A 21,990-nucleotide genomic window follows, 5' to 3' on the forward strand; every position below is an offset into this window, starting at 1 on the left:
TCGCGCCCGAGCCCCACTCAAACGAGGCCACGACTCACGGCGCCGCGGCGATCACTTCGGCAACCGCGGCCGTCAGTTTCTTGCCGTACGGCACGTGCAGGAACTCGTTGGGCCCATGCGCATTCGACTTCGGCCCAAGCACGCCGCACACCATGAACTGCGACTTCGGGAAGCCCGCCTTCAGCACGTTCATCAATGGGATGGTGCCGCCGAGGCCCATGTAGGCCGCGTCTGCGCCGAAATGCTGACGCGATGCATCGCTGAGCGCGGTGGCCAGCCACGGTGCGACCTCCGGTGCGTTCCAGCCGCTCGCCGCCCCCGCATCCGGCTTGAACGTGACCTTCGCGTTGTACGGCGGATCGAATTCGAGCAGCGCCTTCAGTTCGGCGACGGCCTTTTCCGCTTCGATGGTCGGCGGCAGACGCAGCGACAGCTTGAACGCGGTGCGCGGACGCAGCACGTTGCCGGCGTCGGCGAGCGCGGGCAAGCCGGCCGCGCCCGTCACCGACAGCGAAGGACGCCACGTCGAATTGAGCAGCGCCTCCTGTGGATCGGTCGTGGTGGGCAGCACCTGACGGCCGTCCTGCCCGCATGCCCACGGCATCTTCTTCCACACGTCATCGCCGAGAATCCTCGCGGCAGCCTCCGCTTCGCGCAGACGATCGGCCGGCACCGGGCAATGAAAACCCTTTGGCAGCAGCGTGCCGTTCGCGGAGTCTTCGAGACGGTCGAACAGTTGACGCATGATGCGGAAGCTCGACGGCACGATGCCGCCGTAGACCCCCGAGTGAATCCCCTCGTCGAGCACCTGCACTTCGAGATCGCCGGCGACGAGCCCGCGCAGCGACGTCGTCAGCCACAGCTGATCGTAATTGCCCGCGCCCGAATCGAGACACACGACCAGCCCGACGTTACCGAGCCGCTCGCGCAGCGCGTCGACGTAGGGCAGCAGATCGTAGCTGCCCGACTCTTCGCAGGTTTCGATCAGCCCGACACAGCGCGGACGCTCGACACCTTGCGCATCGAGCGCGGCGAGCGCCGTCAGGCTCGCGTAGATCGCGTAGCCGTCGTCCGCGCCGCCGCGGCCGTACAGCTTGCCGTCCTCGAGCTTCGGCGTCCACGGACCGAGGTCGTTGCGCCAGCCATCGAACTCGGGCTGCTTGTCGAGGTGGCCGTACAGCACGATGGTTTCGGTGCTGCCCGAGCGGGTCGCGGCGGTCTCGAAGAAGATCACCGGCGTGCGTCCCGGCAGACGGATCACTTCGAGCTTCAGGCCGCGCACCGGTTGCTGCTCGGCCCATTTCGCGGCGTCGGTGATCACGCGCTCGAGGTAACCATGCTTCGCCCAGTCGGGATCGAAGGCCGGGCTCTTCGCGGGCACCGCGATGTAGTCCGTCAGCGCGGGCACGATCTCGTCGTTCCACTTGCGCTCGACGAATGCTCGTAGCGTGTCCGGATTGAGGTGGGCCTGCTGGGTCGTGTCGGTGATCATGATCGGGTCCGTGAAGTACTGTTCGGTCGAAACGATCATCATAGTCCCGATGCGTGTCGGGCTGAACCCCTTGCGGTGATTGGGTGGGGACTGGAACGCGCAGGGTGCGCGGCGGGCGGCGGCCATTCGCGCGACAATCACTACTTGCATCGCGCATCAGGAGCTTTTATGAGTGGCAACGTGGCCGTTCAGGCCATCGGCGCGGCGTTCGCGCTAGCGCTGTATTTTCTGCCGGCGATCATCGCGGACCGGCGCAAGCGTCGTGACGTGCTGACGCTCGCGCTATTTAACGCCTGCCTCGGCTGGACCGTGCTTGGTTGGGTGCTCGCGCTGTATTGGGCGCTACAGCCGAATCCGGCGGAGAGCCTGGCGAGCGACGTCGCCCAGACTCGCAAGATGTCGACCTTGCGCGCGTTTTCATCGGCACTGACGCTGCGCGTGCGGCGACGCGAGGCCGCGCGCGACCGGCCCGAGCGCTGAAACGATTCGGGCGGCTCGCGCAATACGAGCAATAAACGAATAACAGGAAACGGCTTGATTGAAGCGCACGTGCGTCACTCAGGCCGCGCGCCCGATGCGACTCCACTGTACCGAGCCCGCCGGAATCGAGCGCGGTTCCGCACGCACGGCTTGCACGGCAAAGGTTTCATGACGCAGTTCGCCGTGTTCATCGAACCACTCGCAGATCAGCCAGTCGCCCGGATTGCGCGCGACCGGACCTGCATACGTCACGGTCATGCGCGGGCCCCCTTCTTTTAACTTGACGACGTCGCCCACGTTGAAGGCGGCGGATGTTGTCTGGAATGCGTCAATGGTAGCGGTCAGCATCTTGGTCCCCCTATCTTGAGCGTTTTTAAGTTGAGCCCGGCTTTAACGACTTCGACCTGTTGAATTGATGCTCTAAAGTTTAGACAGATTAACAATCGAATTTAAACGCGGCAAGCGCTTTTTATTGATACCGTTTTCACTGGAACCGCGGTTGATGCCCAATGGTTAAAGTTCCCGGCATTCCCAAAACATTCTCGGCGAAAACATTGCGGCTAACCCTATGTGCGCTACCGCACAAACGCAACAGTTACTGCAGGCCGTTTGCAGGCCGGTAGAAAATACGACGCCGGTTTCCTCTGATTAGAAAACCCGACGCGATAGCGTTGAGCCGTTAATCAGAAAGACCTCTTTGATCTAAATCAGAATTACCTGTGAACGAGTAGATCGCCGGTAAATGCCACGTAGTTCGTTATACCGCTTCGTTCAAATTGAACGATTTTGCTGAGCGAGCCAGCTAATGAAAACGATTACCAATGGCTCAATTTCAAACCGCCGGAGCGACTGAGCGCCGTACGCTTTGCTGATGACGCACCAGCAGCACGCTCAGGCCGATACACACGAACATCAGCGCGGCATTGATAGCCAGGCTCAGCTGAAACGCGTGTGCATACGACGCGGGTGCCGCGCTGCCACCGAGCGCCCCGAAGAACGCGCCGCTCACCGCCGCGGTGCCGAACGCGGAGCCGATCTGCAACGTCGACGACACCACACCCGATGCAAGCCCCGCCTTCTCGGGCACCACCTCCTGCAGCACGATGCGCATGATCGACGGCAACAGCAGACCATGTCCGACACCCGCGCACACCAGCCCGCAGTAGAACAGCAGATCGGGCGTCGCGGATCGAGTCGCGGACCAGCCGGTCACGGCGAAGCCCAGCGTCATCATCGAGAAACCGAGCGTCAGCACATGCGCGCCGATGCGCTTGACCACGGCCGGCGACGTCAGCGGCCCGATCACGAAGCCGAGCGCGAACGGCATGATCGCGATGCCCGACGCGAGCGGCGTCCAGTGCAGGCCGGTCTGCAGGAAGATGCCATAGGTCAGGAAGAACGCGCTGTTGCAATAGAACAGGAATGCGAGCACCAGACCGAGCGCGAACGCGCGATTGCGGAACAGTTGCAGATCGACGAGCGGATGGCCACCGCCGCGCTCGACGCGCCGTTCGGTCGCGACGAACAGCGCGAACACCGGCACCGCGAGCGCGAACATCGCGAAAGTCCACGCGGGCCAGCCGGCTTCGCGGCCGTGCGTCATCGGATAGATGACCAGCAGCAGCACCGCCGACAGCAGCGCAACGCCCTTCAGATCGACGCCGGTATGCGTGGCCGGCTGGTTCTCCGGCACGAACTTCCATGTGCCGATGAACGCCGCAATGCCGATCGGGATGTTGATCAGAAAGATCACGCGCCAGTCGAGCCCGAACGGGTGATACGTGATAAGCGCGCCGCCGCCGAGCTGCCCGACGATCGACGACAAGCCGAACACGAAGCCATACAGACTCATCACGCGCGTCTGCTGATGCAACGGTACGACCGCGCGAATCGTCGCGAGCACTTGCGGCGCCATCACCGCGGCCGCGATGCCTTGCACGATGCGCGAGATCACCAGCATATGGCCGCTGGTCGCGAAGCCGCACAACGCCGACGCGATCACGAAAGCCGCCATGCCCGTCATGAACATGCGACGGCGGCCGAACAGATCGCCGAGGCGCCCGCCCGTGATCAGCAGCACCGCGTAGGCCGACGCATAGGCCGAGACGACGAGTTGCAGCTGCGCGTCGCTCGCGTTCAGGCCCGTGTGAATCGACGGCAGCGCCAGGTTGACGATGAAGTAATCGAGCGGCGCGAGAAAGGCGCCGACGAACAGCACCGCGAGCGCGAGCGCCTGGCGCGGGAAGCCGGGCGCCGCCGCTTTGGCGGCGACAGCCATGCCTGCCATCGCGGGGCCGGGCACAGTCACCGCCCCGGCTGGGCAGGCCGCGCCGCTAGCGGACCCACCGAATGCCGCCGGAGCGGACTTGATCGCTTCTCTTTTCATGACCAATCGTTCAAGAAATGGTTAAAAAATTTTTGCGCCGGTGTTCGCGAACGAGCTGCTAGACCAGCGCGCGCATCGCCACATCGACGATACCGATCAGCGCATCTTGCTGTTGCGCGACCCGTCCCATCACCCGCAGGCCCTGCATCACGCACAGCAGGAAATCGCCGACGGCTTTTTCGTCCAGCGACGAATCGAACGCGCCGCTCGCCTGCCCGCGAATCACCGCCGCCGCGAGCAGGGTCGCCATGCGCCGCTGAATCGCGGCGACGCGCGCGCGCAGCAATTCGTCATCGGGCTGCATTTCGAGCGTCGTATTCGTGATGAAACAACTGCGCCGGCCGCTCAACGCGCATGACACCCGCGCGTAGTGCAGCAGCGCGTCGCGCAGCGCCTGCTCTGGATCAGCCGTCGCGCTCAGCCGCTGCGCAAGCCGTGCGACCGCGCCTTCCGAGTAATGCTCCAGCGCGGCGAGCATGATGCCGTGCTTGTCGCCGAACACGCCGTACAGGCTGCCGCGCAGCAGACCGGTGGCCTTGCACAGATCGTCGATCGACGTCGCGTGGTAGCCGTGATCCCAGAACACCTGGCTTGCGTTCGCCAGCACGGTGTCCGTGTCGAACTCGCGCGGACGGCCGCGCTGGGATGTTTCGCCGGCCTTTTTCGCGGCTTGCCTGGAATGACTCAATTGCGATGACCTCGTTGCTACGTTGGCGTCGGTCTGTGGATATTATGACTGGGTGTTCAATAAATCAAGGACGGCCTTCCGTAGGCCTACTCGCGTCGGGGTCATCCGTTCATTCCGACGACCGTGATGAAAAAGCCGGCGGCGGGCATCGCCCTTCGCCGGCTTCGTTGCGCTGAAAGTGACAGCAAAGGCTTAGGTCTCCAGCTTCGCATCCATTGTAATCGTTGCATTCAGTACCTTCGACACCGGGCAACCGGCCTTCGCGTCCGCCGTGGCCTTGTCGAACGCGGCCTTGTCTGCGCCCGGAATCTTGACGGTGACGTCGAGATGCACCGCGGTGATCGTGAAGCCGCCGCCGTCCTTGTCGAGCGTGACGGTGGCCGTGGTGCCGATCCGCTCCGGCGTGATGTTGGCCTTGCCCAGCTCCGCCGACAACGCCATCGAGAAACACCCCGCATGCGCAGCCGCGATCAGCTCTTCCGGATTCGTGCCGATGCCGTCCGCGAAGCGCGTCGCGAACGAGTATTGGGTGTCCTTCAGGACGCCGCTGTCGGTGGAAATCGAGCCCTTGCCGTTCTGCAGGCCGCCTTGCCAGACTGCCGATGCCTTGCGCTTCATTGCTCTCTCCTGTTGATGCCTTGCCGCGCACGCTGCTCGACCGAAGATGATGCCCGCCGCGGCGGTCCGCCCGGATGTGTCCGTGCCTGGGCATCGGTCGCAGGTGCCGCGCGGCTTGCAGGCGCCGGTGTGGACCGGATTTCAATGATAGGCGCTTCCGTGTTTCGGCGCGGAAAAGCGCCCTTTCCACTATGTCAAAACCCGCAACAATATTTCACCAGAAAGCCGCTTTTTTGCCGACCTCGTAAGAAATAGACTGCGTTCAACGGATCGGGAAATGCAATTCAAACCGGTCCACCACACAATCTTGGAGGTCGTCATGAAATCGCTTCTTTCCGCAGTTGTCGTCGCATCCGCTCTTATCGTTCCGGCAGTGTCGTTCGCCCAGCAGGCAAACGGTCCGATCACGCGCGCTCAGGTGCGCGCCGAACTCGTAGCCGCGCAAAAAGCGGGCCTTCTGAACCAGAACGACACCACGTATCCGAAGGCCGTGCCGCATGACTCGACGATCGTCACCGCTTCGGCGGAGGGTACGCAGGATGTCGGCGGCGCGAAGGCCAGTTCGTCGGACGCAGGTGCGCCGGCGACGGTGCAGCAACGTCTGTTTTCGACGTATCGCGGTAACTAAAAGGTGGTAACCAAGCGTCTTGACTAAGCGTGATAACCAGGCACGCTGGCAGTTAAGGCAGCACGCAGTAAAAAGCCCCGGTTGCGAAGTTCGGCAACCGGGGCTTTTTTCGTTGGCGGGTGCGGCGCTGCTGCGCGGCCGCCCGTCGGTAAAAGCGCTATTCGGGAAACGGCAGGTTTTGCTGTCCCACTGCGCGCATGTCGAACACGTTCAGCGTCATCGCGACCAGCGCGTAGTAGCCGAGCAGGCCGACCAGGTTGATCACGACCTGATGCCCGAACCGCCGGACCGCCTGCGCATACGTCGCGTCCGATACGCGCCTCGTCTCATACAGTTCGCTTGCGAAGTCGTAGATCAGTGCGTCGTCGGCATCGGCGAACTCGGGGCGGCGCCCCTGGCGGATCGTCTCGGCGTCCGCAGCGGCCACGCCCGCCTGCAGCGCGATCGGATAGTGGATGTGCCACTCCGCCTGGGCCTGCCAGCGCGAAGCGGTGACCAGAATCGCGAGTTCCGACAGCCGCAGCGGCAGCCCGGTCTGGTAGCGGCAAAACGCGCCGAGGCGTTGCGCGTGCTGCGCAAGTTCGGGGCTATGGATCCAGCCGAGGAACGGCCCGTTCAGGTTGCCGCGCGGGCCGGACAGGATTTCGTCGAGCACCGCCTTCTGCTCGGGCGTGGCGGTGGACATCTCGAAGTGAGGCAAGCGCTCGGTCATCATGGTTCTCGCTAAGGGCAATGGTTCGGAACAGCTTAGACGGCGGCGAGCGACGCGCCGATCGCATCGTCGAGGCGGCTGACGATCACGTCGATGTCGCGCTCCGTGCAGATGAACGGCGGCGCGATCAGCACGTGGTCGCCGCTCTTGCCGTCGACGGTGCCGCCCATCGGATACACCATCAGGCCGCGCGCGAACGCTTCGCGTTTGATCGTTGCGTGCAGTTTCAGTTTGGCGTCGAACGGCTCTTTGGTACCGCGATCCTTCACGAGTTCGACGCCGACGAACAAGCCGCGCCCGCGCACGTCGCCGATATGCGGGTGCCGCGCATAGAGCTCGCGCAGCCGGCCGCGCAACTGCTCGCCACGCGCCTGCACGTTCGCCAGCAGATTGTCTTCCGCGATCACGCGCTGCACTTCGAGCGCGGCCGCGCACGCGGTCGCATGGCCGATATAGGTATGGCCATGCTGAAAGAAGCCGGAGCCGCCGACGATCGTCTGATAGATGCGGTCGCTGACCAGAGTCGCGCCGATCGGCTGATAACCCGCGCCAAGGCCCTTGGCGATGGTCAGCATATCCGGCGCCACGCCGTCTTCGTCGCACGCGAACAGATAACCGGTGCGGCCCATGCCCGACATGATCTCGTCGAGAATCAGCAGCACGCCGTAGCGGTCGCACACCGCGCGGATCTTGCGGAAGTATTCGCGCACCGGCGGCACCGCGCCCGCCGTGGCGCCGACCACCGTTTCCGCGACGAATGCGGCGACCGTGTCCGCGCCGAGTTCGAGAATCTTCTGCTCGAGTTCATCGGCCAGACGCTGCGCGAACGCTTCTTCGGTTTCGTCCGCGCGCTGTTCGCGATACGCGTAGCACGGGCTCACGTGATGCGCTTCGATCAGGATCGGCAGGAACGGCTCGCGGCGCCATGCATTGCCGCCAATCGCGAGCGCGCCGAGCGTGTTGCCGTGATAGCTCTGCCGACGCGCGATGAAATGACGCCGCTGCGTCTCGCCCTTCTCGACGAAATACTGACGCGCGAGCTTCAGCGCCGCCTCGATCGCCTCCGAGCCGCCCGACACGAAGTACACGTGCTCGAGTCCGGCCGGCGCGCTCGCCACGAGCCGGTCGGCCAGTTCCTCGGCCGGCTCCGTCGTGAAGAACGACGTGTGCGCGTACGGCAGCTGTTGCGCCTGCCGCTTGATCGCGTCGATCACGCGCTGGTTGCTGTGGCCGAGGCACGACACGGCGGCGCCGCCCGACGCGTCGATATAGCGCTTGCCCGTGGAGTCGATGATTTCGATGCCGTCGCCCGCGACGGCCACCGGCAAGGACTGCTTCGGAGAACGATGAAAAACGTTGGTCATGATGTTCAGCTCCTGCTGATGGAGGTGCGGACTGAGACGCAGGCCGGCTCGGGCGTCGCTCACGCGATGAAAGTGTCGAACACGCATTGCCGCTGGCGATACGCCTCATCGACACGCCCGCACTGCCGAACAGCACGGTCCCTAAGGTGTTTTCGTCGTCGGAATCGTGCGGATCGTCGCTGCATCGACGCCACGGGCCGCACCGATATTCAACAATCGGTACGTATTTATACGCCTATACAACATTTGTTGTCAAACGTTGTTGGACGGCACCGGCTGGAGCGCGGCGTGCCCTCACGCAATCGTTCAAGGCACGTACGCGCCCTTCGCATGCAGCGATTGTTCGGCGAGCGCGAGCTGCTCGAGCGCATCCGCGCCTTCGAGCGCGAGCAGATGCGCGACCAGCGCTTCGGTGATCGCGGTGGCGGCCACCAGCGACGGAAAGAACGACGGGCTTTCGTGCGAGAAGATCAGCACCTTGTCGGCGTTCAGCGCGATCGGCGACACCGCGCTGTCGGTGATGGCGATCAGCTTGCTGCCTTTTTCGAGCGCGGCTTCGGCGACGCGCGCGGCTTCGACCGAATACGGCGCGAAGCTGATGACGATGGTCGCGCTGTCGCGCTCGATCGTGCGCAGCTGCATTTCGAGCGTGCCGGCCTCGCCGTTGAGCAGCGATACCGACGGCCGAAACAGCCGGTAGCCATAGACGAGGCCGAACGCCACCGGATAGCACGAGCGGAAGCCCGCCACGTGAACGTGCGGCGCGCGCCGCAATACCCGCGCGGCCTCGACGATCACGCGACCGTTATGCGCGGCGGTCGTTTCGAGATTGTGCTGTTGCGCGACGAGCAGGTCGTTCGCGAGCGCATCTTTCGATTTGACCATCGAGCGCGCCCGGCTCGTCAACGGCTCCGGCCGCGTGCGCACGCGCGCGACGAACAGATCGCGCAATTCGTTCCAACCGGGAAAGCCCAGTTGCTGCGACAGCCGCACCAGCGACGCCGGCTGCACCTGCGCGCGCTCGGCCACCTTGCGCATCGACGACACCGCGACCTCGTCCGGATGATCGAGCAGGAAGGCCGCCCCCATCTGGAACTGCGGACTCAGTTCGGGGAAGCGCGCCCGGATCAGGGCGACGAGCTGATCGAAGCTGTCTGGCATGTTGAGGTGGCGCGGCGCCGGGGTAAGAGATGACAACAAATGTTACCACCGGGTAGCAGTGTTTCAACGGCGCGAAGACGCTCTGGTGAGCGACAAACGAAATCTGTTCTTTCGCAAACAAAGTTGTCGTCACGATTTTTCGCAAATAAAACTAACTTGAATAATCGACCTAGACGTTCGACTCCCGTCTCCATAAGGGATTGCAGTCAACTCTGCATCTCTCGGCAAGCGCCCTTCCCCTGCTTTGTAAAAAATATAAACGCCTGTCCGAATGACGTGCAAAAGCGGAGCGCAAACGTACTATCCATGAAATCAATAAGTTAGAAAAAATTTTTGCAAATAAACGTGGCCTGAGTTTTATCGTTCGCAATTTGACCTGACCTAACGAAAACCAACATAATTGCTTGATCTTAAAGACATTATCAAGCGTAGTGTGGACACGCCCCCGATTGGCTCTCACGCGGTTTCGGGGCTAGTTCCCTACCGCATCGCACCCCATGCCTGCCGCCAACTGCTCGACAAGCAGATGCGTCGAGCGTTGATTTCAGGTCATCCCGAAACCCTCGGTTCTGTTACGAACCCGGGATATAGCGATTGCAAATTCACGTCGTTGCGTTGAGTACTGGACACCACTCCACGAGGTAACATTGGTATGCGTGCGGTCCAATATAGAGGCGTCTCGCGGAGGAGCAAATGGTCCACCTGCCATACACGGAACTGGAGTTTGCCGATTTTAGCGGTGACACGCGGATATGGTTTATAGAGGTCGCCTCACTCGTTCGGACAGTTTTCTGCGATTTATAAGTGGAACGTCCGAGGCAGTCATGCTGCCAATTTGATCGCAGGCAGCGTCGCGAAGTATGCCTCATCCGGCGTCTGATCGGACAGACTTGAATGGGGCCGCTTGTGGTTATAAAGGTTCAGGTAGTCGCCAATAGAACGGCGGGCATGGCTGACCGATTCATAGGCTTTCAGATAAACCTCTTCATATTTCACGCTTCGCCACACGCGCTCGACGAACACGTTGTCTCGCCAGGCGCCTTTGCCGTCCATGGATAAGCGGATGCCCCGACTGAGCACTGCCTCGGTGAACACTGTCGCGGTGAACTGGGCGCCCTCGTCGGTATTGACGATCTCAGGTTGCCCGTACTTCGTGAACGCTTCCTCCAACGCCTCGACAGCGGTCATCGCCTCCATCGTGATCGCTACGCGGTGGGCCAGTACCTTCCGGCTGGCCCAGTCCACCACGGCGGTCAGATACACGAAGCCGCGCGCCATCGGAATATAACTCGTATCCAGTGCCCAGACCAGGTTTGCCCGATTGATCGTCATGCCCCGCAGCAGACACGGCCAGATCTTGTGCTGCGCATTGCGTCGGCTCGTGTTCGGCTTGCAGTACAGCGCCTCGATACCCATGCGCTTCATCAGCGTGCGCACACTCCTGCGGCCAATCTCATGTCCGTCGCGACGCAGCAGTCGCGCCAGCATCCGCGCTCCGGCAAACGGAAACTCCATGTGCAGTTCATCGATCCGGCGCATCAGCAACTGGTCTGCCTCGCTCACCGGTTGCGGCCGGTAATACACGCTCGATCTTGCGATACCAACGAGTCGCGCCTGCTGCGAGATCGGCAATGCGTGCGTACGATCGATCATCGCTTTGCGCTCAGCAATCCCGCTTTGTTGAGCGCGCCGCTTAAAAAATCGTTCTCCAGCGTGAGCTGGCCGGTCTTCGCATGGAGCTCCTTCAAATCGACTTGTGGCTCGCTCGACGCCGTGCCGCCTGCGCCAAACACATCGGCGGCACGTTCCTGCAACTGCCGCTTCCATTCGGTGATCTGGTTCGGGTGCACATCGAACTGCTGCGGCAGTTCGGCCAGCGTGCGCTCGCCCTTGACCGCCGCCATCGCCACTTTCGCTTTGAACGCGGCTGAGTGTGTCCGTCGGGTTCTCTTCGTCATCTTCCAGGTTCCTTTGTCGGCATTATCGCCGGCTCAGGCCCCGAGCGTTCCACTTATCCGGCTGTCCGAATTTGCGCGGCCACCTCTTATCACCACATACGCCGGTAAGTATGTAGGCGTTCCCTCGGGCAGTTGGTTATTCGTGTTCGAAATCCCGCGCCCCTCTTGGTTATGCATTAGGATATTCGACAGTCCTGCGCTTCTCTGGGAGCACAGAGCGATCTATGAGTTGGCGGCGAAGGACTCCCCTCCAGACATACTCGTGACTGACAACGTCCGTTTGCAGCACGCTCTCGTCAGTGCAGGCAGCACTTTCTCAAAGCCGGCCAAAGCATACATCGATAAAGCGCTGAGGGGATTCCCCGAAATACCACGTTGTCTTCGGTCTCTCGAAGAGAGACTCAATGATCGAGAATTCCAAAGTCAAACTCTTGATGGAAAGAATGCTATGTTCGAGTCGTGGCGTACCCGATACAACGAAAAACTTGCGTCCGGTTGAGATATTTGAACGGTTCTCGCCGCAACGTAGAACGCTCGCGATTCGGCCAGAGCCGACTTGGGGCGAGGTCACGTTCTGCGTCATCAGTGTTGCTTGCTGAGGTTGGCGGCGTCACGCCGCGGACGGAAGCTGTCGTGATCGATGAATTCACACTTTTGATCCGGCCGGTCCTCTAAAGGGCAGGAGCGCGGCCGCTCGGATCGACACAAAAAAAGAACCGTCGATAGTCGACCGCCTAGAATCACCGGTTCCAATGTCAGAAGTCTCCCCTGCAAGCGGTGCTAGATGCACCGCTGCGACAAGCAGACAGACCCAAAGCTATAGGATCGCCATTTCGATTCTTCGATTCATCGCGACAGATACTCACTACTCGCAGCTAGGTGCTCATCGCTGGGAAAGTGATATGCGTCACATCAAGGTTACCTGGAAGCAATTGTGCGGCATTGTAGCCTTATAGACTGAAATATGGGCGCTCCTGCTAGTCGAGTTCTTATAGCACACAGTTATGCGCATTGCATAAGGCAGTGCGCGCCTCTTCTAACCGGGCGGCTACACGTGACGTATGCGGAAAACATTGCTGCGGCTGCAGCGAAAAGCACCGGATCTGCGGAACGCGGCCGGACCGATATCAAAGATCCAGGACTAGCCAGTCTGTCATCGATTTCGAAACGCAAGGCGCTATCAAGCGGTTGCCCCTGCGCTCATTTGGAAGAAGAAACGAATCGCGATGGTCCGGCACCCCCTCCAACACCGTTGACAAACAAGAACCACAGGTGCCCTCGAAGCATGACGATGGAATCACTACTCCCGCTTCTGCACACGCATCGATAATTGACTGTCCCGGAACAACCGTCACCTCAAGGTTCGAGCGTTCCAGCCTCACAGTGAACGCCTCTAGCGCACCTTCAGCTGCTTGGCGCGCACCTGGCTTCGGCGCAAACCATTCGGTGTGAAACGATCGTCCAGCAGCTGTTGCTGCCGCTTCTAAATCAAGCAAAAATCCTTCCGAACCGCAGGCGTAAACCTCAGCATCGTCCCCGCTCTCTGTGAGCAACTCGGACAGGTTTGGCCGTCCAGTCTCAGACGTGAAGTGAACATGTGCTTCTGTTAAGGCAGCGATACGTTCGAGATAAGCAAGTTGATCGCCACTGCGCCCTACGTAGTCCAGCCGACATGGTCGCCCCTGTCTTTGAGCGGCTTCAATCATTGGCAAGATTGGTGTGATACCAATCCCACTAGCGAAAAAGTGATAGCACTCAGCCGGTTTCAATTCGAAGTTATTCAAGGGCCAACGGACACGCACGGCGTCCCCCAACTTCATTCGATGGATGATATCGGAGCCACCCCGTCCGCCCACTTCGTGCAGTACGGCTATTCGCCAACTGCTTCTATCCGCAAGATTTCCGGTCAGCGAGTAAGAACGGATGATGTCGCCAGGGAGAACGAGGTCAATATGAGCACCCGGCGTCCACTCTGGCAGTTCAGCGCCTGTCGCGGGACGCAGAGTAAGCTCGATGATCCGCTCAGCCAAGGGGCGAATGTCACTGACGGTCAACGCCATTTCCTTGTGGCCAGCCCGGACGCTGATTGTTGCCATATCGGCCGAACGCGCAACGAATCTTATGGGCAGCTTGGAGGGGCCCAAATGAGACCACGTACTGAATTCGGGTTCCCCTGTGAGTATGAAGTCGTCTGTCATCGACAACAACTCCTCAACAGCAACGCGTAGTTGCGCACGAGCCAATGACGCTCCGATGCACCGGTGAACCCCATAACCGAATGCAATATGTGGGTTTGGCTTGCGGTCAAAATCCACAGTGTCGGCATCGGCAAACTTGGCGCCATCTCGGTTCGCGGCTGATACCATCAAGCCGACCTTCGAACCTTTGGGAATGATCGTGCCTTCAACCTCGACGTCGCAGGTCGTCCTGCGCCCCACAAGCCGAACGGGTGTCCATGCCCGAAGAATCTCTTCGATCGCCTGGGGAATCAGTTTTGGCTCATTCCTCAGACGCTTCTGATCCTCAGGCGTCGACGCGAGATGGCGAATAATACTTCCAAGAGCGTTCGTTGTCGTGCCATGTCCCGCTTGGAGGAAGAGCCGGATAGTTCCCGCGACGTCCTCTTGCGTGAGTTTTCGACCACCGACAGTCTCATTCAATAACGAGCTGATTACGTCATTAGAGTCGTAAGGAGTCTTTCGACGGGCGTTTATCACGCCGTCAATATACGTATAAATCTGGTCGTTCGCTTCTTTGTGGACAGCGACATCGCCAGCTGCGCCGGCGTCGATAATCCTGTTGATGATTGTCTTGATCGTATGAGCATCCTCAACTGAGATCCCGAGGAAGATGCACTGCACCTGGATCGGCATAAAAAAAGTGAAGGACTCGACTGCGTCGGTCTCTCCAATAGAAATGCACCGACCAAGTAAATCACGCGCGGCTCTTCGGATCACCGGCTCAAGCAGACGGATGCGATCAGGCGTAAAGAACCTGTTTAGTAGATCTCGGAAATCCCCATGGATTGGCGGGTCGACTTCTGCGGGGGCTCGCGGCGGCCGGTCCGGACCGGTAGCCTCCGGGATAGGTGTTTTCTGAGCACTGGTGAAGGTTTCATAATCTTGCGCCGCCCTGGTGACGTCTTCGTAGCGAGTCAGCGCGTAAAAGCCACCAAATCGCTCGCTCCAAGCCACTGGGCATTTTTCACGAAGTTGAGCATGGATCTCCGTCGGATCACCATGATGTGCGGGATCAAGGGGGTCCCAATCGGGGGATGGCGTACACGACATATTTTCTCCAGCGAGGTCAAACATTTTGGTCAAAACCTACTGCACAACTTGCTTCGCGATCCGTCCTCAACAAGGCGATGGTGAAGTCTCCGTATCTCTACGCGTTCTTCCCCTGGCGTGGACTGACTTCCCCAAGCAATTACCCGAGCGTCTTTTGGACACTGTACGAAGAACTCACATTACTTATGTCGAATTGGACTCAGAATTGCATCAGACGACGGCTCCGGCACTGCACTAGGGTCTAGAGCCTCCAAAGAGCGCTGGTTCGTCTCCACACCAGCCAATGTCATGATCAGAGCCACCGCTACATACCCAGCAGCAAGGGCTCCGATGACGCCTCCAATTCCGTAGTTGTTGAACAGAGTGAGCACGATCGCGGGAGACACAATCAGTCCCGCCCTCCCAATTGACTGGGCCAACCCCGCTCCGCGGAAACGACACTCAGTCGGAAACAGCTCAGGACTACATCCGGAGGCCAAGATCAAAAAGGACGCGACCGCGGATACCAACAGGAACCCGCCTAATACAATCAATTCGTCGGAGTTGAGAAATGGATAGGCAGCACCAAAGCCCGCGCACACCAAGCCGAAGAGCACAAGCCCCCAACGCCGACCGATTCGATCTGCTATGCCTGCGCAGATGAGGGGCCCTGCAATCCAGCCGCCCATCATCGCCGCGTTGAAACCAAGCGATCGCGTAACACTCATACCCTGCTGGACAAAGAAAGTCGGCATCCAACCCGAAAGCGTATACGAACCGAATAGACCGACAACCATAATCATAATTGCGAGTGCCGTGCGTCGAATCATTGGACGCGAAAACAGAACCGCGACAGGGATGTACTTGGGCTCTGGTTGAGGAACAATGACAAACGGTCGCAGCGGTTCAAACAACTGCGCTTCGCTCTCGATGCGCTGCATGATCGCCTCGGCCTCGCCGCCGCGACCGATTCGCTCGAGCCATCGTGGTGACTCTGGCAGTTTGCGACGCTCCCACCACACCCACAGCGTGCCGATACCACCAATCAAGAACATTGGACGCCAGCCGAACTTAGGAATGATCAGCCAGCCGATGACAGATGTGACGAATACACCAATTCCCGCGAACAAACCGAACCAGCCCAGATAGCGACCGCGCTGCGGGGGTGGCACGAACTCGGTTATCAAGCCCCAGCCCATTACGTATTCGGCGCCCATGCCAAGTGCCATGATCCCGCGCATCACAATCATCCAGTGCATGGAAGGAGCGAACGCAGAAGCCACAGCCATGCAACCAAAGATCAACAGATTGAATTGATACGCGAAACGTCTACCGAAACGGTCACTCAACCAGCCCGCACCCGCCGCGCCGATAGTCAACCCAGCGAAGGTAACAGACATGAATAGAGAATTGAGTTCGAGAGTCGACCAACCACTCTTAAGCAACGCTGCGAGAACTGAGGACGACAACGTGTTGTCGAATGAGTCAAAAAATACACCCATGCTGACGAGCCATAAAACGCGCCGATGAAACGGTCCAATTGAAAGGCGATCCAGTCGGGCACCTGCGTTCACACTGTTCATCCGTAAGCTCCCAAAATATTCGGAGATCTGTCATAGGTATTTAGACGAAACCCGAAATCGACGGCGAATCTCACTCCGTCGCACATAAGTTGATTTATCGAGCTTGCGTGTGCCGATGCCACCCTGCAATAGACCGGAATCTGTTGAAATGATCGACTTTCATGTATCTGTCTCCTTAATCCGCAACATGAAGTTGCTTGGTATTGTCTCGAACTGCGATCCGGCTAGATTACGGAAATGATGGAACACCTACTATTGAAACCAATAGAACCATCATATCCGTCACCTCAATTGGGCCCAACGTGTATGCTTACCCCAATATGACTGCAGGTTATGAGAAGTATCGCGATTCGGCGCGCTTTTGGGCTTTCGGTACTGACACTTCGCTTTCCGCCCGTCTCCCTGCCGTTCCTAGAACTCCGGTATCCGCTCGTAGCCGTGCCGGATTCCCAGGAACGCCATCAGCCTGCTTGATTGATGTCAGCGGCGCTGTCGTATGAATTCTTGGCTCGCGGGGCCCTAGACTCCTTCGTTGCCGCGTCTGAGAACCGTATTCTCGCGGCCCAAGCCGCTCGCTGATGATTTCAAGGAGCGCGATACGTGCGCAAGGTGGACGGATGTGCAGTTGCCCGACTCGACAACGCCTCTACTGCCTGAAGTTCTCGTCTAAAAACAAGAATGTCGAATGTCTGCCGAAAAAATTCAGTTTGCCTCGATGATGCGGATGTCGCGCTCCGCACCATCGCCCAATGCCTTGAGAGCTGCCTGATACGCACTCCCGTCGTGCGTAGCAATTGCCTGCTCCAGACTGTCGAACTCGATTACGATTGTGCGTTCTTGCAATCCTTGCTCATATACTTGCGCAGGGATGCCGCGCGCGAGAAAGCGGCCACCCCCGCTCTGAATGGCCGCGCCCGCGAATTTCCCATAAGCCGCAAGGGCGTCGGCGTTCTTGATAGCCCGGTACGCAGCAATCCAATAAACCTTCGACATAACACCTCCAATTGCACAGTGCGTTCCACACTGAAAGTTAGAATTTGTCCGTTTCAGTCGCGCACTTTGTTTGGTGAATAGCGACTGAAATCCTCCATGATCTCGGGAGCGCTTTGCCTTTTCTGTCGAAGAGCTCAGCTTTCTTCAACCCTTGGCTTTTGCGAGTTTAACGATTGATTCCGCTGTCGCGTCAGTCATCGATTAGTTTCATTAAAAAAACATTTAGATCGTTTACCAGACAAATACGCCAGATTTGCCTCATCCCATTACCATGATCAGCAACGGACAGGGGGCGGTCAAGGCTTGCCTACGCAGTAATAACCTTAAGTTATATCGGCTGCCGCCCTAGTCTAGTTAAGGGCAAAACGGAAACCTAGACTTACGGCAAGCAGTGAGGATGTCTCGCACCCAAATGCGAACAGCGGGCGGAAGCAAATGAAGCGACAAACTTGATTCGCGGGATGGAGAAAGCATGCGCGAGGCGTCCTGACGCAGAAGTTCCTGTTGACCGGAGACGTTGGCACGACCGACAACTGCGTGCTCGACGCCGGTTAGTCAGGCGCCGGCAGTTGGCAAGCACCGCCGACGAGGATAAGCATGACGGTTTTGATGGGATTTCAAAGAAATCACCGAAAAACCCAATAACCAAAAACGTCGCTACTGGGATTTGATTTTTATTAATCCAACGAGCCCCGTATGGGACTTCCCGATTCGCAGTCGGGCGATTAACACAAACTGCTCGGAACTTGTTACAGAGAAAGACACTAAATTTTGGTTTTTCCGGATGCTGACTAGTTCAAAATGAGCGACCTGGCCTGCAACAAACGACGGAAATTGATGTAACTTTTAACGGGCTAATTGTTTACGGTCTAAAATGAATACAGACTGTGGTGTCCATGTTAGCTTAAAGCGAATGTGAGCCCATCAAGATTTCCGTATTGAAAACAGACCGCGCTGCTACTAATTGTCTTGTCGACATTCTAGTTTCGAATACTTCTTAAGACTCCGGGAGCAATTGCATGAAACTCGCCCGCTTTTCGTTGGGGAAGACTGAACGGTTCGGGATCGTCGACTTGGAAAAGTCCGTCATTCGGCCGTTCGATGTCTCAGTGCAGAACGTGGTTCAGATCATCGCTCAGACTGCGGAGCTGTTGTCCGCGGCCGCCAAGGGCGAAGAAATCCCACTCGACCAAATCAAGCTGCTTGCGCCGATTATTCCTCGTCGCAACATCTTCTGTGTCGGGAAAAATTACCGTGAGCATGCGAAGGAGTTCGCAGGCAGCGGTTACGAAGCCGGCGCGGTTAAGGGAGCCGAAATCGACGAATATCCTGCGGTTTTTAGCAAGCCTCCGTCAACAATTGTCGGGAACGGAGACGCCGTGCAACTGCATTCGCATGTCACCCACTGCGTCGATTACGAGGCGGAACTTGCTATCGTTATCGGCAAGGGCGGTAGTGACATCGCGGCTGCGAATGCAATGGATCATGTTTGGGGTTACACCATTATCAACGATGTGACTGCTCGCGACCGTCAGCGACAGCACAAACAGTGGTTTCTTGGTAAATCGCTCGACACTTTCTGTCCTATGGGGCCATGGGTCACTACGGCCGATGAGGTGAAATCTGACGGACTTGACGTCAAATGCTGGGTCAACGGTGACCTTCGTCAGGACGCGAACACGCGAGATCTGATTTTCCCCATACCGGCTCTCATTGCCACAATCTCGGCTGGGCTGGCGCTGGAGCCCGGCGACGTCATCGCGACTGGCACCCCTGCAGGCGTTGGCATAGGGTTTAATCCGCCCCGATTCTTGAAGGCGGGTGACGAGGTTAAAATCTCTATTACGGGTCTGGGGACGCTCACGAATCGCTTCGTCTAGGCGTTCGACAGGCTTAGGGGTTACGCTAGTTTGGCGCTCCGACCAGCTTAGGGCGCCGGTGGCTACAACGGTCGGCTAAATCTTGACTACCCGCGAACTTGAACAAGACGACTGACAACCTCTCAGTTCCGGTCGTTTTTAACGAAGGACGTCTGCGAAGCAACTCGCATTACTCCGATTATCTGATATCACGGATAGACAGAGATATGCCATGACGATAGCAGCCATGCCTGATCGCGCGAAGATCACCCCACAAAGCGAATCTGAAAATGGAGCGAGCGCGGCGCTCCCTGGACTAGCCATGGACCCGCGCAAGCTCCTGTATATGGTGACGGCCATCGAACAGGGAAGCCTCTCCAAAGCGGCCAAAAAGTTGTCCATTTCGCAACCTGCGCTAACCAAGTCAATGGACCGCCTGGAACACGAACTGGGAATGCAACTGCTGACCCGGACACCAACAGGAATTATTCCGACTCCCCTCGGCGAACTCGTCTATTCTCATGCCAAGCTCATCCGAGATGAGATTGATCTCGCCGAAACGCGGCTTCGGGCTGACTCTGCAGCAACTAACGTCGTAACGGTCGGCACGTTACCGAGTATTGCGAGCCGGGTGCTCCCTCTTGCGGTCGCTCGCTGGAAAGCGCAGGTTCCCAATGTAATGTTGCGCGTCATCGAAAGACGCCAGGTCGATCTGTTGCTGGGGCTCTTCCGCCGCGAGTTTGATTTCGTCATCGCACAGACTGAGTTTTTCGACATCTTTCCTGAAGGGCTTAAGCAGCGCGTACTTTTTCGCGACCGCCTCTGCGTTTTCGCACGACCTGATCACTACCTATTTGGGTTAGTAGAACCGTCGTGGGCTGACCTCGCGCGATTTCCGTGGGTGAGTCCGATGATCGGATGGCATCAGCGAGCCGTATTCGAGAAGCTTGTCGAGGCCGAAGGGGTGCCCCCGCCGCAACAGTTTATCGAGTGCGGGTCAATTGAATTCACCAAAACCTTGGTCGCGGAGAGTGATCACCTGGCCCTCTTGCCCGCACACTCCACGATCGTCGAAGTGAAGGAAGGGTCTATCAAGGTTTTGCCCATCACCTTTCCAGCATTGAAACGAAACATCGCGGTGATTTTTCGGGAAACGGCGCCGCTCAATGACATGCATCGTGACTTCATCGCTCATCTTGAGGCAGTGGGAAAAGAGCTTTGTACAGAATGAGCAGTCGGAAATTCCCGGTGCTCATGAGACCAATCTGCAAGAGCTCGCTCAAGTCGTGAACCGCCGTTCGCGCATTTATCAAGCGCTCCTAGAGAGATTGCGCTCGGGGCTTTGCGCACGATTCCTGATGGCGTTGGTACCGCGAATTACGAATTCGAATTGAAATTTAGATAGTGGAGACGAAAATGATTAAAGTGGGCTATATCGGTTTGGGCGCGCTTGGGAGCCAACTTGCACGTCGTTTCATTGGATCAGCAGAGCTTTGGGTTTGGGATATCAGTGCCGAAGCTCGCGTGGCCTTTTCGGACGAAGCAGGAGTCCATGTTGCTAAATCAGCAGCTGAACTAGCAGAGAATTGTCAGACGATCATAGTCTGCCTGCCAAGAAGCTCTGATGTTAGGGACATGATATTCGGCGAAACTGGCTTATCCATTGGGTTGTCGCGCGGTTCATTGCTTATCGATCAGACGAGCGGTGTACCAGAGGAGACGAGGCAGATCGCGAACGAATTGCAGAAATGCGACATCACATTTGTCGACGCCGCCGTGTCCGCAAGTCCGCACATGGTCCCACTAGGCGGGGCGACCCTAATGGTCGGCGGTGCCGACGAGGCATTCGAAAGAGCGAAACCCGTACTGAAATTAATTACTGAGACGATTTATCGGTGCGGTACTCTAGTTGGCGACGGACAGGCAATGAAAATCGTAAATAATGCGATGAACGCAGCATGTCGCCTCGGAACGCTTGAGGTTGCTGTGCTGGGCAGAAAAGCAGGGATACCTCTAAGGGAGCTGGCAGTTTCCCTCAATAAAGGCGTAGCCAGAAATCAGACGACGGACAAAATGCTGCCCGCCCTTGTTGAAGGGAAAACATCGACGAACTTCGCACTGGCACTAATGCTCAAGGACGTTAATCAGGCACTATCGCTGGGCATGGCAGTTGGTACTCCGATGTACGTCACAACCATCGTTCGAGGCCTTTTGCAGATCGGCGCCAATACACTCCCAAGCAAAGCCCGTCTCGAGGATATGGTCAGAGTAATTGAAATGCTTGCCGGCACACAACTAGGCTCTCGGTTACAGGAGGCAACAGGCGATCAATCACGAGCGTGCACTGGCGAAGCGACGGCGTCCGTTGGCACCGGCAAACCATCATTAGAGGACCTCCTTGAAAGCGCAATCGCAGCACTGTGTCTGCATATTACTTACGAGTGCGCGATGATGGGCCTTAAGTATGGCTTGTCTATGCGGGCGATTTCGAATGTCATCAACACCAGCTCAGGATGGAGCGAGTGTTCCCGAACGCTCTTACCGGCCCTCGCTGAGGGTGTCCCGATCAAGGACACGAAACTCAAGGAGAGTGTCCGGGATTTAAATCAAATTTGCTCACTTTCCATTCGGCTCGGCGCACCGCTGCTGATTGCGAACGCCGTCAGAAATATTTGGGAGCACGCACTCAATACTGCCGATCCGGATGACTTGACTCCTGTGCTCACGGTGTTCTATCACAATATGTCCGCCGCTGTGCAGTTCGCTGTCTAGTAGGTGCCCGATGCGGCAGACCTGCCG

The 21,990-nt window shown here is 58.4% G+C and carries 17 protein-coding genes; 5 read left to right on the forward strand and 12 right to left on the reverse strand.

The features are described 5' to 3' along the window. Positions 1-34: 34 nt before the first annotated feature. Positions 35-1,492, reverse strand: a complete 1,458-nt coding sequence (locus tag G5S42_RS06715) for a M20 family metallopeptidase (protein ID WP_176110387.1) — start codon at positions 1,490-1,492, stop codon at positions 35-37. A 168-nt stretch (positions 1,493-1,660) separates the two neighbouring features. Between G5S42_RS06715 and G5S42_RS06720 the strand changes: the two genes are divergently transcribed. Then, entirely contained in the window at positions 1,661-1,972 is a 312-nt protein-coding gene (locus G5S42_RS06720; protein WP_176106085.1) for a superinfection immunity protein, read from the forward strand. A gap of 78 nt (positions 1,973-2,050) precedes the next feature. Here G5S42_RS06720 and G5S42_RS06725 read toward each other — a convergent pair whose 3' ends face one another. The 4 genes from G5S42_RS06725 to G5S42_RS06740 all read right to left on the reverse strand — a co-directional run bounded on the left by G5S42_RS06725 (position 2,051) and on the right by G5S42_RS06740 (position 5,664). Then, positions 2,051-2,320 (reverse strand): YodC family protein, encoded by a 270-nt coding sequence (locus G5S42_RS06725; protein WP_176106086.1) that lies wholly within the window; start codon positions 2,318-2,320, stop codon positions 2,051-2,053. A 484-nt stretch (positions 2,321-2,804) separates the two neighbouring features. After that, entirely contained in the window at positions 2,805-4,358 is a 1,554-nt protein-coding gene (locus G5S42_RS06730) for an MFS transporter (RefSeq protein ID WP_176106087.1), read from the reverse strand. Between the two features lie 58 nt (positions 4,359-4,416). After that, positions 4,417-5,046, reverse strand: a complete 630-nt coding sequence (locus tag G5S42_RS06735; RefSeq protein WP_176106088.1) for a TetR/AcrR family transcriptional regulator — start codon at positions 5,044-5,046, stop codon at positions 4,417-4,419. A 192-nt stretch (positions 5,047-5,238) separates the two neighbouring features. Continuing rightward, a complete protein-coding gene (locus G5S42_RS06740; RefSeq protein ID WP_176106089.1) occupies positions 5,239-5,664 on the reverse strand; it encodes an OsmC family protein in 426 nt (141 codons plus the stop codon). Positions 5,665-5,983: 319 nt separating this feature from the next. Between G5S42_RS06740 and G5S42_RS06745 the strand changes: the two genes are divergently transcribed. Further along, positions 5,984-6,292: a DUF4148 domain-containing protein gene (locus G5S42_RS06745; RefSeq protein ID WP_176106090.1), complete on the forward strand. Its 309-nt coding sequence runs from the start codon at positions 5,984-5,986 to the stop codon at positions 6,290-6,292. Between the two features lie 157 nt (positions 6,293-6,449). Here the strand turns inward: G5S42_RS06745 and G5S42_RS06750 are convergent, their stop codons facing one another. The 7 genes from G5S42_RS06750 to G5S42_RS06780 form a co-directional block, all read right to left on the reverse strand. Beyond that, complete coding sequence (locus tag G5S42_RS06750) at positions 6,450-7,004, reverse strand: carboxymuconolactone decarboxylase family protein (protein ID WP_176106091.1); 555 nt, start codon at positions 7,002-7,004, stop codon at positions 6,450-6,452. Between the two features lie 35 nt (positions 7,005-7,039). After that, positions 7,040-8,368, reverse strand: a complete 1,329-nt coding sequence (locus tag G5S42_RS06755; RefSeq protein WP_176106092.1) for an aspartate aminotransferase family protein — start codon at positions 8,366-8,368, stop codon at positions 7,040-7,042. Between the two features lie 306 nt (positions 8,369-8,674). Then, complete coding sequence (locus G5S42_RS06760) at positions 8,675-9,529, reverse strand: MurR/RpiR family transcriptional regulator (protein WP_176110388.1); 855 nt, start codon at positions 9,527-9,529, stop codon at positions 8,675-8,677. A gap of 822 nt (positions 9,530-10,351) precedes the next feature. After that, positions 10,352-11,487 (reverse strand): IS3 family transposase gene (locus G5S42_RS06765; protein WP_176106093.1). Its coding sequence is split into 2 segments (ribosomal slippage): positions 10,352-11,223 and positions 11,223-11,487, totalling 1,137 coding nucleotides; the frame shifts between segments, so codons are not numbered across the junction. A 1,127-nt stretch (positions 11,488-12,614) separates the two neighbouring features. Beyond that, positions 12,615-14,801: a cytochrome P450 gene (locus G5S42_RS06770; protein ID WP_176106094.1), complete on the reverse strand. Its 2,187-nt coding sequence runs from the start codon at positions 14,799-14,801 to the stop codon at positions 12,615-12,617. Between the two features lie 155 nt (positions 14,802-14,956). Further along, on the reverse strand, positions 14,957-16,339 hold the full coding sequence (locus G5S42_RS06775) for an MFS transporter (RefSeq protein ID WP_026228425.1): 1,383 nt from the start codon (positions 16,337-16,339) through the stop codon (positions 14,957-14,959). Between the two features lie 702 nt (positions 16,340-17,041). Further along, complete coding sequence (locus G5S42_RS06780) at positions 17,042-17,332, reverse strand: DUF1330 domain-containing protein (protein WP_176106095.1); 291 nt, start codon at positions 17,330-17,332, stop codon at positions 17,042-17,044. A 1,019-nt stretch (positions 17,333-18,351) separates the two neighbouring features. On the opposite strand from G5S42_RS06780, the gene G5S42_RS06785 reads away from it, so the two are divergent. The 3 genes from G5S42_RS06785 (at position 18,352) to G5S42_RS06795 (ending at position 21,963) form a co-directional block, all read left to right on the forward strand. Then, on the forward strand, positions 18,352-19,212 hold the full coding sequence (locus tag G5S42_RS06785) for a fumarylacetoacetate hydrolase family protein (protein WP_176106096.1): 861 nt from the start codon (positions 18,352-18,354) through the stop codon (positions 19,210-19,212). Between the two features lie 211 nt (positions 19,213-19,423). Beyond that, the gene (locus tag G5S42_RS06790; RefSeq protein WP_176106097.1) at positions 19,424-20,422 is read left to right on the forward strand and encodes a LysR family transcriptional regulator; all 999 of its coding nucleotides are present in this window, start codon (positions 19,424-19,426) and stop codon (positions 20,420-20,422) included. Between the two features lie 185 nt (positions 20,423-20,607). Further along, a complete protein-coding gene (locus tag G5S42_RS06795; RefSeq protein ID WP_176106098.1) occupies positions 20,608-21,963 on the forward strand; it encodes an NAD(P)-dependent oxidoreductase in 1,356 nt (451 codons plus the stop codon). Positions 21,964-21,990: the final 27 nt, after the last annotated feature.

Source organism: Paraburkholderia youngii (assembly GCF_013366925.1).
In the GTDB taxonomy this organism is placed as follows: domain Bacteria; phylum Pseudomonadota; class Gammaproteobacteria; order Burkholderiales; family Burkholderiaceae; genus Paraburkholderia; species Paraburkholderia youngii.